The 14,058-nt window shown below is 68.6% G+C and carries 14 protein-coding genes; 6 read left to right on the top strand and 8 right to left on the bottom strand.

Features of this window, described 5'->3' with window-relative positions; genetic code table 11:
* Complete coding sequence (locus HZS54_RS16340; RefSeq protein ID WP_179918151.1) at positions 1–891, top strand: hypothetical protein; 891 nt, start codon at positions 1–3, stop codon at positions 889–891.
* A gap of 42 nt (positions 892–933) precedes the next feature.
* Here HZS54_RS16340 and HZS54_RS16335 read toward each other — a convergent pair whose 3' ends face one another.
* Both HZS54_RS16335 and HZS54_RS16330 read right to left on the bottom strand, forming a co-directional pair.
* On the bottom strand, positions 934–1,128 hold the full coding sequence (locus tag HZS54_RS16335) for a hypothetical protein (RefSeq protein WP_179918150.1): 195 nt from the start codon (positions 1,126–1,128) through the stop codon (positions 934–936).
* A gap of 166 nt (positions 1,129–1,294) precedes the next feature.
* A complete protein-coding gene (locus tag HZS54_RS16330) occupies positions 1,295–1,783 on the bottom strand; it encodes an HTH domain-containing protein (protein ID WP_179918149.1) in 489 nt (162 codons plus the stop codon).
* Positions 1,784–2,241: 458 nt separating this feature from the next.
* On the opposite strand from HZS54_RS16330, the gene HZS54_RS16325 reads away from it, so the two are divergent.
* Complete coding sequence (locus tag HZS54_RS16325) at positions 2,242–3,384, top strand: CBS domain-containing protein (RefSeq protein WP_179907988.1); 1,143 nt, start codon at positions 2,242–2,244, stop codon at positions 3,382–3,384.
* A gap of 98 nt (positions 3,385–3,482) precedes the next feature.
* Here HZS54_RS16325 and HZS54_RS16320 read toward each other — a convergent pair whose 3' ends face one another.
* The 4 genes from HZS54_RS16320 to HZS54_RS16305 all read right to left on the bottom strand — a co-directional run bounded on the left by HZS54_RS16320 (position 3,483) and on the right by HZS54_RS16305 (position 7,889).
* Positions 3,483–3,632 carry a DUF7557 family protein gene (locus tag HZS54_RS16320; protein WP_179907987.1) on the bottom strand — a complete coding sequence of 50 codons (150 nt, stop codon included), beginning with the start codon at positions 3,630–3,632 and terminating at the stop codon, positions 3,483–3,485.
* A gap of 92 nt (positions 3,633–3,724) precedes the next feature.
* Positions 3,725–4,495 carry a DNA-directed RNA polymerase subunit epsilon gene (locus HZS54_RS16315; RefSeq protein WP_179918148.1) on the bottom strand — a complete coding sequence of 257 codons (771 nt, stop codon included), beginning with the start codon at positions 4,493–4,495 and terminating at the stop codon, positions 3,725–3,727.
* Positions 4,496–4,955: 460 nt separating this feature from the next.
* Entirely contained in the window at positions 4,956–5,408 is a 453-nt protein-coding gene (locus tag HZS54_RS16310) for a hypothetical protein (protein WP_179918147.1), read from the bottom strand.
* A gap of 255 nt (positions 5,409–5,663) precedes the next feature.
* Entirely contained in the window at positions 5,664–7,889 is a 2,226-nt protein-coding gene (locus HZS54_RS16305; RefSeq protein ID WP_179918146.1) for a CDC48 family AAA ATPase, read from the bottom strand.
* A gap of 254 nt (positions 7,890–8,143) precedes the next feature.
* Between HZS54_RS16305 and larC the strand changes: the two genes are divergently transcribed.
* Together larC and HZS54_RS16295 are read left to right on the top strand one after the other, a co-directional pair.
* Positions 8,144–9,490: a nickel pincer cofactor biosynthesis protein LarC gene (larC, locus tag HZS54_RS16300; RefSeq protein WP_179918145.1), complete on the top strand. Its 1,347-nt coding sequence runs from the start codon at positions 8,144–8,146 to the stop codon at positions 9,488–9,490.
* Positions 9,487–10,365, top strand: coding sequence for a sugar nucleotide-binding protein (locus tag HZS54_RS16295; RefSeq protein WP_179918144.1), 879 nt, complete (start codon positions 9,487–9,489; stop codon positions 10,363–10,365). The genes larC and HZS54_RS16295 overlap by 4 nt, the downstream gene beginning before the upstream one ends.
* A gap of 36 nt (positions 10,366–10,401) precedes the next feature.
* Here the strand turns inward: HZS54_RS16295 and HZS54_RS16290 are convergent, their stop codons facing one another.
* A complete protein-coding gene (locus HZS54_RS16290) occupies positions 10,402–11,139 on the bottom strand; it encodes a hypothetical protein (protein ID WP_179918143.1) in 738 nt (245 codons plus the stop codon).
* Between the two features lie 28 nt (positions 11,140–11,167).
* On the opposite strand from HZS54_RS16290, the gene HZS54_RS16285 reads away from it, so the two are divergent.
* Positions 11,168–11,317 (top strand): hypothetical protein, encoded by a 150-nt coding sequence (locus HZS54_RS16285; RefSeq protein ID WP_179918142.1) that lies wholly within the window; start codon positions 11,168–11,170, stop codon positions 11,315–11,317.
* Positions 11,314–12,000, top strand: a complete 687-nt coding sequence (radB, locus tag HZS54_RS16280) for a DNA repair and recombination protein RadB (RefSeq protein ID WP_179918141.1) — start codon at positions 11,314–11,316, stop codon at positions 11,998–12,000. The genes HZS54_RS16285 and radB overlap by 4 nt, the downstream gene beginning before the upstream one ends.
* Positions 12,001–12,124: 124 nt before the next feature.
* Here the strand turns inward: radB and HZS54_RS16275 are convergent, their stop codons facing one another.
* Entirely contained in the window at positions 12,125–13,945 is a 1,821-nt protein-coding gene (locus tag HZS54_RS16275) for a cytochrome c oxidase subunit I (protein ID WP_179918140.1), read from the bottom strand.
* Positions 13,946–14,058: the final 113 nt, after the last annotated feature.

The raw sequence follows: 14,058 nt of genomic DNA, 5'->3' as shown, positions 1-14,058 counted from the left end.
ATGAGCGGCGGTGACAGCGGGGGCGAGGACGGCGGAGCCGGGGCGTCGGGGACCGGGAGCGGCGGGTCGGGCAAGTGGCGCTGCGCGTGGTGCGACAAGCCCCACGACCGCAACGACCCGCCCTGCGACAACTGCGGCCACCACAAGTTCGAGAAGGCCGTCGTCCCGGTCGCGCCCGAGGACCCCGACCACGAGCGCGAACCCGTGTGGGTCTGCCCGGAGTGTGGCCGGGTCCACCAGAAGAACTCGCCGCCGTGTAGCCGCTGTGGCAACCCCTCGCTGGAGCGGCGAGTCCCCGACGAGTCCGACTACGACGAGGAGCTCGGCGGGACCTCCTACCTCGACCTGCTGAACGCCCGGTACGCCGTCGGGCTGGCGTTCGCGCTCGTGGCCGGGACCGTCCTCGTACTCGCGCTGCTGGGCGTCGTCACGCTCCCGGGGATGGACAGCGTCCCCGGCAGCGCCGGGGAGTACCGCGGCGTCGACCTCGGTGAGACGGAGACGGCCTTCGTCGCCGAGTTAAACGACCGGCGGGGCGAGGCGGGACTGGGCGAGTACGAGCGGAACGGAAACGTGGACGACGCGGCGCGGCTCTACAACCAGGGGTGGGTGAGCGAGGTCGCTGGGACCGGCTCGGAACCGAGCGGCGAGCGGCTGGGCCGGGCTCTCGACGGTACCTGCGGCGAGAGGGTCGAACGGATCACGCCGCTGTCCCGGTCGTTCGACGAGGGCGACCCCGCGCTCGGTTCGCCCGACGCCCTGGCCGCCGCGCTGGTCGACGGCTACGCCGCCGAGTCCGGCGAGTTCGCCGAACCCGAGGACGGGCTGGTGGGCGTCGACGTACACGCCGGCCCGGACGGGAGCGTCTACGCGACCGTGTTCGTCTGTTGAGCGGTCGAACGGCGGGAAGTAAGGGGGTCGGCGGACGAGACGCTATCGGAGTCGGCGGGCGATCCGGAGCGCGATCGACGTGAGCGTGCCGAGGGCGGGGACCTTCGAGGACAGCGCCGCCGCGGCGACCAGCAGGGCGCCGCTCTTCGGACGGCCGCGCGCGAACGCCAGCGCGGCGTCGACGAGTGTCGAGACGATACCGATCTTGTTCAGCGGGCCCGCTTTGAGATTTGCCATTGCTCTCGACTAGAGGCGCGTGCGACGCAAGTACCGCGCCCCTGCGCTCGCAGGGTGGCCGCGAGCGGTCCGGCGACGAGCGGACGACCGCGGCGGGTCGGGCGAGCGCCGCGGACGACGACGCAGCCGCTGGGCGGGTCGAAAGCGAGAGTGACGGGGAACGGAGTCAGTCGGAGAGGATAGAGACGCCGCCGGAGTCCTCGACCGCGGCCGGTTCGCCGCGTTCGAGGCGGTCGAGGCGGTCCATGATGGTGTGGACCTCGTCGCCCGCGGTACAGGGGGCGACGTGGCGCAGCTCCTCGCCCTCGTACTCGGCCAGGCCCATCACGGGGAGGACGATGGCGGAGTGCGGTTCGTCGGTCGCGTCGTTGGCGACGTCGTGTTTCTGGTAGAACGACTCCAGCGAGACGTTGTTCGACAGCGCCCACTGCTTGAACTCCGCGACGCGGTTGAGGATGTACTCGCCCTCCTCGGTGCGGGCGCCCGAGGAGTCGCGGGCGATCTGCTTGCCCCAGACGATGACCGAGAACCCCTCGATCTCGTCCTCGGCGTCGAGCCGTTCGAGCCGGTCGATGACCGCCTCCTGTCGGTTGTGCGCGCCGTCCGGGAGCAGCGACCGGACGTAGAGTTCGATCCGCGGCTGTGTCCCCGTCATCGTACTCCAACCAGCGAGCGGGGAGATGAAAAAACTTCTGCTGTTTTTCCCGATTTACCTATGTTTGTGTTTGTCACGCCGGTAATCGGCACCTGTCTCTGAACGAACGTTAACTTCCGTTCCGGTCTGCTTTCGATATTCCGGCGAACGGATGGATTCGATTAAAGTCGTAGTATTATTCGACTATCGTCGAAATACGGGCGGTCGGCCGCCGATCGGATCCGGCGGGGAGACGGGCGGAGACGGCGGTCAGTCGCGAGCGCGGACCCGGTCGCGGCGGTAGCGGCTTCATACTGCGCGGAAAGCGGTCTCTGACCGGTGGGGTCGCGGTTCGAGTGGAGGGCGAACATCGGTGGGGAACCCGGCGACGACGGGTCGAGTGACGCCTTGTCGGTTCGTGGGAGTGTTCGCCAAGTTTGAATAGTGTCGGCGTCGAACTCTCGGGATGGGAGATTCAGATGGATATTGCTGATATTGCCACCAGCGAGTACGTCACGGTCGACGTGGACGAGCGCTTGGGCAAAGTCCGGTCGAAGTTCGAGCGAGAGAACCCCAAGGGCCTGATCGTCACCGACGACGGCGAGTACGCTGGGATCGTGACGCAGAAACAGTTGGTGCAGTCTCACATCGAAGACAACACGAAGGCGAGCGCGATGATGCAGCCGGCGCCCAAGGTCGAGCGCACCGACGACGTGCGCGAGGTCGCCCGCGTCCTCGTCGAGGGCGGGACCAAGGTCGCCCCCGTCTTCGAGGCCGACCGCCTCTGGGGGATCGTCACCGAGGACGCGATCCTCGAGGCGGTCCTCGAGAACCTCGACGCCCTCTCGGTCGTCGACATCTACACGGACGACGTCGTCACCGTCACCGAGGACACCAACGTCGGCCAGGCGATCAACCTCCTCCGCGAGCACGGGATCTCCCGGCTGCCCGTGCTCGACGAGGACGGCAACCTCTCGGGGATGGTCACCCGCCACGACATCGTCGACATCGTCGTCCGCGACATGGACAAGGCCACCCGCGGCGAGCGCGCCGGCGACATCGAGCGCGTGCTCGACCTGCCCGTCTACGACGAGATGTCCAGCCCCGTCGCCACGACCACTCTCGACGAGTCGGTCCGCGACGCCGTCGAGCGCATGCTCGACAACGACTACGCCGGGCTCGTGGTCACGCCCGAGGGCGACGACAGCGTCGTCGAGGGCATCCTCACCAAGACCGACGTGCTCCGCGCGCTGACGTTCACCGAGGAGCAGCACATGGACGTGCAGATCACGAACATCAAGCTCCTCGATACGATCAGCCGCGAGGACATCCGCCAGCGCATCGAGCGCGTCGCCGACAAGTACGGGGACATGCAGGTCCAGCACTGCCACGTCCGCTTCCACGAACACAAGGAGAAGCTCCGCGGGACGCCCCTCATCCGCTCGCAGATCCGCCTGCGCACCAACAAGGGCCAGGCCGCCGGCTCCGGCGAGGGCTACGGCGCCGACTCGGCGTTCGGCGTCGCCCTCGACAAGCTCGAACGCAACGTCCTCGAGCTCAAGGACGTGCAGGCCGACGAGGAGTACCGCGGCCAGCTGCTCCGCAAGCTCGGCGAACTGTAGACCGCCCGTACACGTCGACCGCGGCGGCGGGCCGCCGCGGCGACCGGCCCGCCCCCTCGCTGGAACGCCCCGCCCCGCTTGCGCGTCGACCGACGACGCTACTCCGAGTAGCCTTCCTGAAGGAAGGCCCCCTCCGCTTCGTACACGTTGACCAGCTCCTCGACCAGTTCGGCGAGCGATTCGTCTTCCTCGAGGTGCCCCTCCATGCGCTCGGCGAGGTCGTCGTCGATCTCGATTGTGGTGGTCATGTGAAACCGTGACTTCCGGTTGGACGGCGACGGAAAAGAACCTGATGGGAGTCCGCGGGGACCGACGGGTCGCCGGCGGGCCGGCCGTCGACTCACTCAGCCGTCGGGTCGCCGTCGGACTTCGGTACGTCGGTGGGCTCGCGGTCGCTGTCGCGGATCTGCGGCAGACTCGGGTCTCGGTGAGGGTTCCGCCCGAAGACCGCCCCGCGCAGGTCCTGCTCGTCCAGCTGGTCCTGCAGCGTTCGGTGCAGCCGGTTGACGCTCGTCACGTCCAGCCCCACGAGGTCCATCAGCGTCCGGTAGCGCGGGTCCTCCTTGATCGAGTCGAACCGCTCGTGGAGGTCCGCCAGCGATTCGGGGGGTTGCTCGGCGATCCACTCCTGGTCCTGCAGTCCGAGGATGCGCTGGCGCTCGTCGTCGACGACGTGCTGGATGGCGACCAGCGCGACTTTCTGGATGGCCCGCTGGCTGCCGAAGACGGTCAGGTCCAGATCCGTCATGATGCCCAGCGCGCGGTCGCGCTCCCACGGCGTCAGCGCCAGCCGGTTGCAGAAGGCGTGGGTGATCCGCGCCTTCTCCAGCCGGTGCATCCGCTCGGCGTGACCCGCCATCGCCGGGTGTTGCTCGTCGTGGAGCCGCCGGAGGTTCTCGCTCACGTCCTCCTCGGGATTCTCGGCCCGACCGATGAGCGTCGCGCTCGGCGTCGTCACGTCCCAGCGCCGGAACGCCTCGTCTTTGACCGCCTCGACTCGCCCGAGCGACCCGTCGCCCGGCCGCGTGCTCACGTCGCGCTCCGCGCGCGGGTCGACCGGCTCGCCGCTGGCTCGGAGCCCGTGGTCGGCCCTGTCGCGTCCCCCGTTCATCTCGTCGGCCTTCGCCCTCGCGACTATAGAAAGCTCCGGCTAGGCGGTGGTGGAGAACGGGGAGAACCGCCGACTTCCGCTTACTATAGACCGTTGTGACGAGAACCACTTAAATGACTGCGGGATCGAGACGTGAAGGTCGGCTCCCGGATCGGTAGTCCAGTTCGGAACGGATCGTCGGAGACCGCGCGGCCGCTGGGCGGTCGTAGTCTCCGGAGAACTCCTCTTACTGTAGACCGTTGTGACGAGAACGACTTAAAGGACCGCGCGATCGGGAGCCACCACGCCGCCTCCGAAGGACCCGTTGGAGACGGAGCACCCGCTGGGCGGTATCGGGTCCCAGCAGAACTCCTCTTACTATATCCCCTTGTGACGAGAATGACTTAAACGAACGTCGTCAGCGCTCGGTCGGGGGACCCGTACCTCCCCGGATCGTGGACTGACTGGGGGAATCGATCGATCAACCGGCTTCCTGCCCGTAGCAGTCCACCGTCCCGTCCAGAGAGACGGTCACCTTCCGGTCTTTGGTGATCTCCACTCGGATTACCATACATCCCTGAATATCCTCGGTGAGACGTGTTTCCCGCGCTCCGTCGTCCATCGACCACTTCACTCGGTACGTCCCGGTCTGCTCCGGGACGTCCGACACCCATTCCTCGGTCGGTGTTCGTTCACCGTCCGTCCGGACCGTCGCAGGGGCGAGGGTTACTGTCCGTTCCACCACCTCCCCTCCGTCCGACCCTTTCGAGATCGTCACGTCGAGTGTATGTGCGGCAGTATCGTAGTTGGCGAATTCGACGCGTGCCAGTCCCTCGAAGGTATCGTCCGCGTCCCGCTGCGCGTCGCAACCGGCGAGCCCGGTCGCTCCGACAACGAACGTCCCTCGGAGGAGGCCCCGTCTGGTCACGGCCATATCGGAACGTGTATCGCGAGTGGTAAAATGCTCTCTGGGGTGAAACGTCCGAGACTGGGAGCCACACCGTACCCAATCGACCGGTGAGGAACGGAGCGTCCGCTGGGCGACGTGGGACTCGGAGAACTCCTCTTACTATATCCCCTTGTGACGAGAACGACTTAAACGAAGGCCGGCAGCACTCAGGAATCGGGGGTGCTACGGAGTCGAGCAGCCGACGTGGGCGGGAAGGGGCCCGCAGTCGGGAGCGGGTCGCTACTGGAAGCCGATGCGACCGCCGGAGCGGCGCTGCTGGCCCCGGTTGCCGCCGCTCTTGAACTCCTCTTCCATCTGCTCGTAGTAGTCGCGGATGTCGTCGGTGATGGTCGGCCGGACGTTCTCCATGGCCTGGCGGAAGTGACGCATGTCGACGACTTCGGCGTCGTCGTCCTCGCGCAGGGCCTCGATGGCGGCCTCCCGGCCGATGGATTCGAGGTCGGAACCGACGAAGCCCTCGGTTATCTCCGCCATCTCGCGGAGGCTCACGTCGGCGCTGAGCGGCTGGTCCTCCGTGTGGATACGGAGGATCTGCTCGCGCCCCTCGATGTCGGGCTCGCCGATCATGACCAGCCGGTCGAACCGACCGGAGCGGATGAGCGCCGGATCGATCATGTCCGGACGGTTGGTCGCGCCGATGACCATCACGTCCTCCATGTCCTCCAGGCCGTCCAGTTCGGTCAGCAGTTGGTTGACGACGCGTTCGGAGACGTTACTGCCCACGTCGCCGCCGCGGCCGGGCGCCAGCGAGTCCAGCTCGTCGAAGAAGATCACCGTCGGGGCGACCTGCTTCGCTTTCCTGAAGGTCTGGCGGATGGCCTTCTCCGACTCGCCGACCCACTTCGACAGCAGCTGCGGCCCGCGCACGCTGATGAAGTTGGCGTCGGTCTCGTTGGCGACGGCCTTGGCCATCAGCGTCTTCCCGGTGCCGGGCGGGCCGTACAGCAGGACGCCCGACGGCGGGTCGATGCCCATCCGCTGGAACTTCTCGGGCTTGTTCAGCGGCCACTCGACGGACTCCTGAACCTTGCCTTTGGCCTCTTCGAGACCGCCCACGTCGTCCCAGGAGACCTTGGGCAACTCGACGAGGACCTCGCGCATGGCCGACGGACTCACCTCGTTGAGGGCGCCGCGGAAGTCCTCGCGCTTGATGATCATCCGGTCGATGAGGCTCGGCGGGATGTCCTCCTCGTCGAGATCGATCTCGGGGAGGTAGCGCCGCAGGGCCTTCATCGCGGCCTCCTTCGTGAGGCTCTCGATGTCGGCGCCGACGAAGCCGTGGGTCTCGTCGGCCAGCCGACCGAGCGTCACGTCGTCGGAAAGCGGCATGCCGCGGGTGTGGATCTGGAGGATCTCCTCGCGACCCATCTCGTCGGGGACGCCGATCTCGATCTCGCGGTCGAACCGACCGGGGCGACGCAGCGCGGGGTCGACGCTGTCGACGCGGTTGGTCGCGGCGATGACGATGACCTGCCCGCGCGATTCGAGGCCGTCCATCATCGTCAGGAGTTGGGCGACGACGCGCCGTTCGACCTCGCCGGTCACGTCCTCGCGCTTGGGCGCGATGGAGTCGAGTTCGTCGATGAAGATGATAGAGGGCGCCTCCTCGCTGGCGTCCTCGAAGATCTCCCGTAACTGCTGTTCCGATTCCCCGTAGTACTTCGAGATGATCTCCGGACCGGCGATAGAGAAGAAACTCGCGGAGGTCTCGTTTGCGACGGCCTTGGCCAGCAGCGTCTTCCCGGTGCCGGGCGGGCCGTGCAGCAGGACCCCCTGGGGCGGCTCGATGCCGAGCTTCTTGAAGATCTGGGGGTGTTTCATCGGGAGCTCGACCATCTCCCGGACGCGCTGGATCTCGTTTTGCAGGCCGCCGATGTCCTCGTAGGTGATCCCGCCGCCGGTCTTCTCGAAGCCGGAGATGGGTTCCTCGCGGAGCTCGACCTCGGTGTCCTCGGTGATGAGACACACCCCTTCGGGCTCGGTCTCGACGGCGATCAGCGGGATCGCCTGCCCGGGCGAACGCATGAACGGATGGTTCGTCGAGGACATGACGGGCACGATGTCGCGCTCGACGACCGGCCGCTTCAAGATCTGCCGCTTGACCATGCCGGCGGCGTCGGAGCCGAACTGGACGCTCGCTTCCTCGGGCGGCGCGAGGACGAGCTTGTCGGCCTTCTCGGCGTCGGCCTTGCGGATCTCGACGCGTTCGCCGATGCCCACGTCGGCGTTCTGTCGCGTGAAGCCGTCGATGCGCACGGTATCGGTGTTCCAGTCCTGGCGGTCCGCGCGCCAGACCTTCGCCGCGGTCACCTCGCTGCCCTCGATCTCGATGATGTCGCCGGGAGAGAGCTTGAGGTGGAGGAGCGTGTCGGGATCCAGCCGGGCGATGCCGCGCCCCGAGTCGTTCGGGTACGCTTTCGCCACTTCTAGTTGCACTTCGTTCATAGTGGAGTGGGAGTGTGTCTCACTCGGGTACCCCCGCGGATATGCTTTTTGCCTCCGGCGGTTCCCTCGGTCCAGCGACACCCACTCGGCGGTCGTCGCTCCGAGGCAGATCCGCTCGTGATCCGGCGATTCCAGTGGACCACGTCCGAGTCCCCCGGCGGCGCGTGGAGGTCGTCTCGCCCGACCGCGGGAGTCGGGACGGTGGTGGGAGTGACCGGACCGTTTTTCCCGCCGCCGCGCGCTCGTAGTGGTGTATGCGAACCCTCGCGTTCGACGGTCGGATGGGTGCCAGCGGCGACATGCTCCTGGGCGCGCTCGTGGCGGCCGGCGCCGACCCGGCGGTGCTGGACCGCGTCGAAGACGCCCTGCCCGTCCGCTACGAGACCCGGGCGGTCACGAAGAACGGCATCGCCGCCACCGCCGTCGACGTGCGCCACACCGGGGAGGACGGCAGGGCCCTCAGCGGCGAGAGCGAAGACGACGACGGTCACGCGCACGACCACGAGGGTCACGATCACGACGCGCACGGACACGGCCACGAGGACGGCGGAAACGAGCACGAGGGCAGCGAACACGATCACGACGGTCACGATCACGTCCACGCAGAAGGCGCGGGGCCGAACCGGACCTACACGGAGGTCGTCGAACTCGTCGAGTCGATGGGTCTGCCGGCGGGCGTCGAGCGGGACGCCCTCGACGTGTTCGAACTGCTCGGCGAGGCCGAAGCGAGCGTCCACGGGACCGAGGTCGACGAGACGCACTTCCACGAGGTCGGCGCCGACGACGCCATCGCGGACGTGGTCGGCGTCACGCTGCTGCTGGACGACCTCGGCGTCGAGCGCGTCGTGACGACGCCGCTCGCGGCCGGGGGCGGCGAGGTGTCGATGAGCCACGGCACCTACCCGGTCCCGGCGCCGGCGGTCGTCGAACTCGCCGAGCGGGCCGACTGGTCGCTGACGGGCGGTCCGATAGAGCGGGAACTGCTAACCCCTACGGGCGCGGCGCTACTCGCCCACTACGCCGACGGCGTCGACGCGCTGCCCGGCCTCGACGTGTCGGCCTCGGGCTACGGCGCCGGCGGCTACGACCTCGCCGAGTACCCCAACGTCCTCCGGGCCATCGTCGGCGAGTCCCGGGGTGGGCTCTCGCGGGACGCCATCACCGTGCTGGAGACGAACCTCGACGACGCGACGCCGGAGGTGCTGGGCGGACTGCAGGAGTCGCTCGCCGACGCGGGCGCCCGTGACGTGTCGATCCTCCCGGCGACGATGAAGAAGTCCCGCCCGGGCCACCTCGTCAAGGTCGTCGTCAAACCGGAGGACGCCGAGCGGGTCGCCCGTCGGCTGGCCGAGGAGACCGGGACGCTGGGCGTCCGCGAACACGGCGCCGGCCACCGCTGGATCGCCGACCGCGAGGTCCGGAGCGTCGAGATCGCAGTCGACGACGAGACCTACGAGGTCGCGGTCAAGATCGGCACGGACGACGAGGGGACGGTGTTCGACGTGAGCGCCGAGTACGACGACGCCGCGGCGGTCGCCGAGGAGACGGGACTCCCCGTTCGGGAGGTCGCCCGCCGCGCGGAGGCGGCCGCGCGAGAATGACGGAGACGGTCCTCGTCGTCGGCGCGAGCGGCTACCTCGGCCGGTCGGTCGCCTGGCGGCTCCGCGAGGGCGCCGACCGGGACGAGCGCCGCGTCCTCGGGACGTACTGCTCGGAGCCGGGCCCGACCGCCGAAGTGGCGTTCGACTTCTGGACGGACGACGCGGGCGAACTGGTCGACGAGCACGGCGTCGACACGGTCGTCTTCGCGGCGGCCGTCGAGTACGGCGGCGACGCGGACACGGGCGAATCGGGGGTCGGCGCCACCTTCGCCGAGCGCGCCGAGCGCTTCGCCGCGGGAGTGTCCGACGCGCGAGTCGTTTACGTCTCCAGCGCGTCGGTCTTCGACGGGACCGGGTCGCGGTACGTCGAGAGCGACCCCCGCTCGCCGCGGGACGACTACGGCCGCCGGCTCGTCGCGTTCGAGGACGCTATCGACGCCCGCTGCGACGACGCGGCGACGGTGCGGACGAGCTACCTGTTCGGCTTCTCGACCGGCCGACTCGACCGACGACTGGCCCGGACGCGGGACCACCTCGACCGCGGCGAGTCGGTCGCCTACTTCACGGACATGTACAAGAGCCCCGTGCTCGTGACCGAGGCCGCCGAGACGGTCGCGGCGCTGGTCGACGGCGACGCGACGGGGGTCGTCCACGTCCCGACCCCCCGGGTGAGCGTCTACGACTTCCACTGCGAGGCGATGGCCGCGCTCGGGCACGACCCCGGACCGATCGAGCGGGACTCGATCCCCGACGACATGGACGTGGCCCCCGACACGTCGCTGGCCTCCGAGCGGTTCGACTCGCTCGTCGACTTCGAGCCGTCGGCGGTCGGCGAGGGGCTCCGCTCGCAGGTCGACGCCGACGAGTCGGAGTGAGGTGGAAGCGGAGAACGGCGGCCCGGAACGGATCGGTTACGCCCCGTCGTCGCGGTGCTCGGCCAGCGCCTCCTCCATCGTCAGGTCGCCGAGCGCGACCCGTCGAGCGAGGTCCTCGTCGATCGCTCGGTTGGCGTCGCCGGCCTCGCGCGAGCGTTCCTTGATCCGCTGGAGTTCGCCGGCGGTCGGTTCGATCGTGCGCGAATCGACGCGCTCGCCCGACAGGCGGGCGATGTTGACGGCGGCGAGCACGTCGCCCATGCCGCGGGCGCCGGTACCGAGGTAGGGCGTCGTCCCGGTTTCGTCGACGAGTTCGACCGGGACCCCCTCCAGGTCGTCGATGATCTTCGCCCCCTGGAGGCGTGCGCCGTCGCCGACGCGAACCAGCGGGTCGACGGCGTCGTCGACCTCCTCGCGGACGACTTCGGCGGCGTCGGAAAGCGGGACGTGGAACGTGGCGACGACCATGTCGCCCGAGAGGACGGCGACGCCCGGTCGCTCTCCCGGGTCGACGCCGACGACGGTGCGGCCGCTGCCGCCGCGGAGGACGGCGACCACCTCGTCGACGGCCTTGCGCGGGTCGTCGGGGTCGGCTCGGACGACCGGCGCGTCGTCCGGATTTGGGGGGTCCTCCCCGTCGGCGCTGACGACGACCGTGGCCCGCTCGGGCAGCTCGTCGTCGAGTTCGATCGTCGTGAACGTCACCCCGCGGTCGCGTAGCTCGTTGACCACGCCGTGGTAGACCTCGAAGTCCGCCGTCGCGACGACTATCACACACCGAGTTGGCACCCCTCCCACCTAAGTGTTCGACGTGTCGTCGCCGGTCGCTGCGTCCGTCGTCGTCGCGTTCGCTGGGTTCGCCGCCCTCCGGGCAGACGTGACGACCGCAGTGCTGACAGTCGCGTCCGTTTGCGAGCGTTTTTGTCGGGAGGCGACGAACTCCCGGTCGTGAGCGAGCGCATTCCGACCGGCTGCGAGGCCATCGACGACCTGCTGGGCGGCGGGTTCGAGCGCGGCGCGGTCACGCAGGTCTACGGCCCGCCCGCCGCCGGCAAGACGAACATCGTCCTCTCGGCGGCCGTCGAACTCGCCGCCGCCGGCGACTCCGCGCTCGTCGTCGACACCGAGGGCCTCTCGGTCGACCGGATGGAGCAACTCGCCGGCGCCGGCGGGCGCGACGCCGACGACGTGGCCTCCCGGCTCATCGTCACCGAGGCCTACACCTTCGAGGAGCAGGAGGAGGCCGTCCGTGACACCGAGGAGTTCGTCGACGTCGTCGACTTCATCGCCGTCGACAGCGCCACCGGCTTCTACCGCCTCCAGCGCACCGAACAGGAGGAGGGCGAGGCGCTGCGCGCCGTCGGGCGACAGCTGGCCCACCTGCTCTCGCTCGCCCGGAAACACGACATCGCCGTCGCCTTCACCAACCAGGTGTACACCGACCTCGACTCCGAGCAGGCCCGCGCGCTCGGCGGCCACACGCTCAACCACTGGTCGGCGACCATCCTCCGCGTCGACCGCTTCCGCGGGGGCAACCGCCGAGCCACCCTGGAGAAACACCGCGCGAAGGCCGCCGGCGAGAAGGCGCAGTTCACGATCACCGACGAGGGGCTCGCGAGCGGCGAACCGAGGTAGTCGACGGGCGGAGCGTCGTCTCTCCGTTCGACTCGCACTGCTCGACAGCGCGCCGACCGCGACTGCGACAGCACCCGGCCGTCCCGAACACACCGCTCGAAGCAAACGGTCGAAACAGAACCGGTCAGTCGTCGGCGCGCTCGGCGGCGCTCTCGTCGCCGTCCGTGGTCTTCCCGCCGTCGGACGAGCCCGACGAGGTCTCGCTCGCTTCACTCGCGACACCGCCGTCGGTCGCGAGCGCGGTCTCGCGCTGGCGTTCGAACCAAGCCCACTCGCGGCCGTGCTGGTCGGTCTCCTTGAGGTCCCAGGGGTCGCCGTCGGTGACCTTCGGCCCCTCCAGCCAGGACTGGACGAGGTTCCAGACGAAGATTATCTGGCCGAACGCGAGGAGGAGCGCCCCGAGCGTCGCCGAGCGGTGCAGCGCGGTGAACAGTAGCTCCGGACCGACGGAGAGGTCGTAGGTGGCGTAGCGCCGCGGCATCCCGGCGTAGCCGAGGATTATCATCGGGAAGAAGGTGAGGTTGGTCCCGACCATCGTCAGCCAGAAGTGCCACTTCGCGAGGGTCTGCTGGTACATCCGCCCCGTGTAGATGGGGAACCAGTAGTAGATCCCCGCGAAGACGGCGAAGGCGATGCCGCCCATGATGACGTAGTGGAAGTGCGCGACGACGTGGTAGGTGTCGTGCAACAGCAGGTCGACCGGGATGGAGGCCTCGAAGACGCCCGTCACGCCGCCGACGATGAAGTTCGCGATGAACCCGACGCAGAAGAGGAACGGGGCGGTCAGGCGCAGGCGCCCGTTCCACATCGTCGCGATCCAGTTGAACGTCTTGACCGCTGAGGGTATCGCGATGGAGATGGTGACGGCCATGAAGCCCGCCCGCAGCCGCGGGTCGATGCCGGTCGCGAACATGTGATGGGCCCAGACGCCGAAGGAGAGCACCCCGAGCGCGAGCGTCGAGTAGACGACGAACTTGAACCCGAACAGTTTCCGCCCGGTGAACTTCGGCAGGATGTAGCTCACGAGCCCCATCGGCGGGAGGACGAGGATGTACACCTCGGGGTGGCCGAAGAACCAGAACAGGTGTTGCCACAGCAGCGGCCCGCCGCCCTCCCCCAGCGCGTAGAACGTGGTCCCGAGGTTGCGGTCGAGCAGCAGCATGACGATGGCGCTGCCCAGAAGCGGGAACGCGAAGATGATCTGTCCGGACTGGGTGAGGACCGTCCACGAGAAGATGTCGAGGTTCGCCCAGTTGACCGCCTCGCCGCGCTCGGTGACGATGGTCGCGACGAAGTTGATCGCGCCCATCGTCGCCGAGACCCCGGTCAGGTGCAGCCCGAGCAGCATCAGGTCCACGGCGGGATTCGGTTGCTCGATCGACAGCGGCGTGTACATCGTCCACGAGGTCTGGGCGGGCGCGAGGCTCGGCAGGAAAAAGCCCGACCAGATGAGGACGGCCCCGGGCGGCAGCAGCCAGAAGGCGATGGCGTTTATCCGCGGGAACGCCATGTCGTCAGCGCCGATCAGCAGCGGGACGAAGTAGTTCGAGAACGCCGCCAGCATCGGCGTCCCGAACAGGAATAGCATCGTGATCCCGTGGCTGGTCAGCAGCCCGTTGTAGAGGGTGCTGTCGACGAAGTTCGTAGTCGGGGTGACCAGCTCCAGCCGCATCAGCATGACGGCGACGCCGCCCCAGGCGAACGCGAGGACGGCGAAGACGCCGTACATCAGCCCGATGTCCTTGTGGTCGACCGTCGTCAGCCAGCGAACGATGCCGCTCGGTTTGTGGGCGCGCTCCTCGCCCGCGTACCCGCCGCCGGCGCCACCGCCGCCGACGACCGGCGTGTACGACCGCCAGTCCTCCAGTCGTACGACCCAGACGAACACGCCCAGCAGAAACGCCGCCGTCAGCCCCGACAGCGTCAGTGTCGCGATATCGGCCATGTGCGGGGGTCTTCGCCCGTGCCCCCCGTGAGATTTCCCGGGAACGTGTTCGGGCCCCTTAAGAGCGGCCGCCAGACCGACGGATCGGCGGTCGACCGACATCGGCCGATCGA

It is taken from the genome of Halosimplex pelagicum (assembly GCF_013415905.1).
GTDB lineage: Archaea > Halobacteriota > Halobacteria > Halobacteriales > Haloarculaceae > Halosimplex > Halosimplex pelagicum.
This window is presented reverse-complemented; position numbering and strand designations above follow the sequence as displayed.

Coding starts and splice junctions, on each gene's coding strand:
- HZS54_RS16335 (WP_179918150.1), bottom strand. CDS start 1,128: ATGGCAAATCTCAAAGCGGGCCCGCTGAACAAGATCGGTATCGTCTCG.
- HZS54_RS16315 (WP_179918148.1), bottom strand. CDS start 4,495: ATGAACGGGGGACGCGACAGGGCCGACCACGGGCTCCGAGCCAGCGGC.
- HZS54_RS16275 (WP_179918140.1), bottom strand. CDS start 13,945: ATGGCCGATATCGCGACACTGACGCTGTCGGGGCTGACGGCGGCGTTT.
- HZS54_RS16295 (WP_179918144.1), top strand. CDS start 9,487: ATGACGGAGACGGTCCTCGTCGTCGGCGCGAGCGGCTACCTCGGCCGG.
- HZS54_RS16320 (WP_179907987.1), bottom strand. CDS start 3,632: ATGACCACCACAATCGAGATCGACGACGACCTCGCCGAGCGCATGGAG.
- HZS54_RS16340 (WP_179918151.1), top strand. CDS start 1: ATGAGCGGCGGTGACAGCGGGGGCGAGGACGGCGGAGCCGGGGCGTCG.
- HZS54_RS16310 (WP_179918147.1), bottom strand. CDS start 5,408: ATGGCCGTGACCAGACGGGGCCTCCTCCGAGGGACGTTCGTTGTCGGA.
- HZS54_RS16325 (WP_179907988.1), top strand. CDS start 2,242: ATGGATATTGCTGATATTGCCACCAGCGAGTACGTCACGGTCGACGTG.
- larC (WP_179918145.1), top strand. CDS start 8,144: ATGCGAACCCTCGCGTTCGACGGTCGGATGGGTGCCAGCGGCGACATG.
- HZS54_RS16305 (WP_179918146.1), bottom strand. CDS start 7,889: ATGAACGAAGTGCAACTAGAAGTGGCGAAAGCGTACCCGAACGACTCG.
- HZS54_RS16330 (WP_179918149.1), bottom strand. CDS start 1,783: ATGACGGGGACACAGCCGCGGATCGAACTCTACGTCCGGTCGCTGCTC.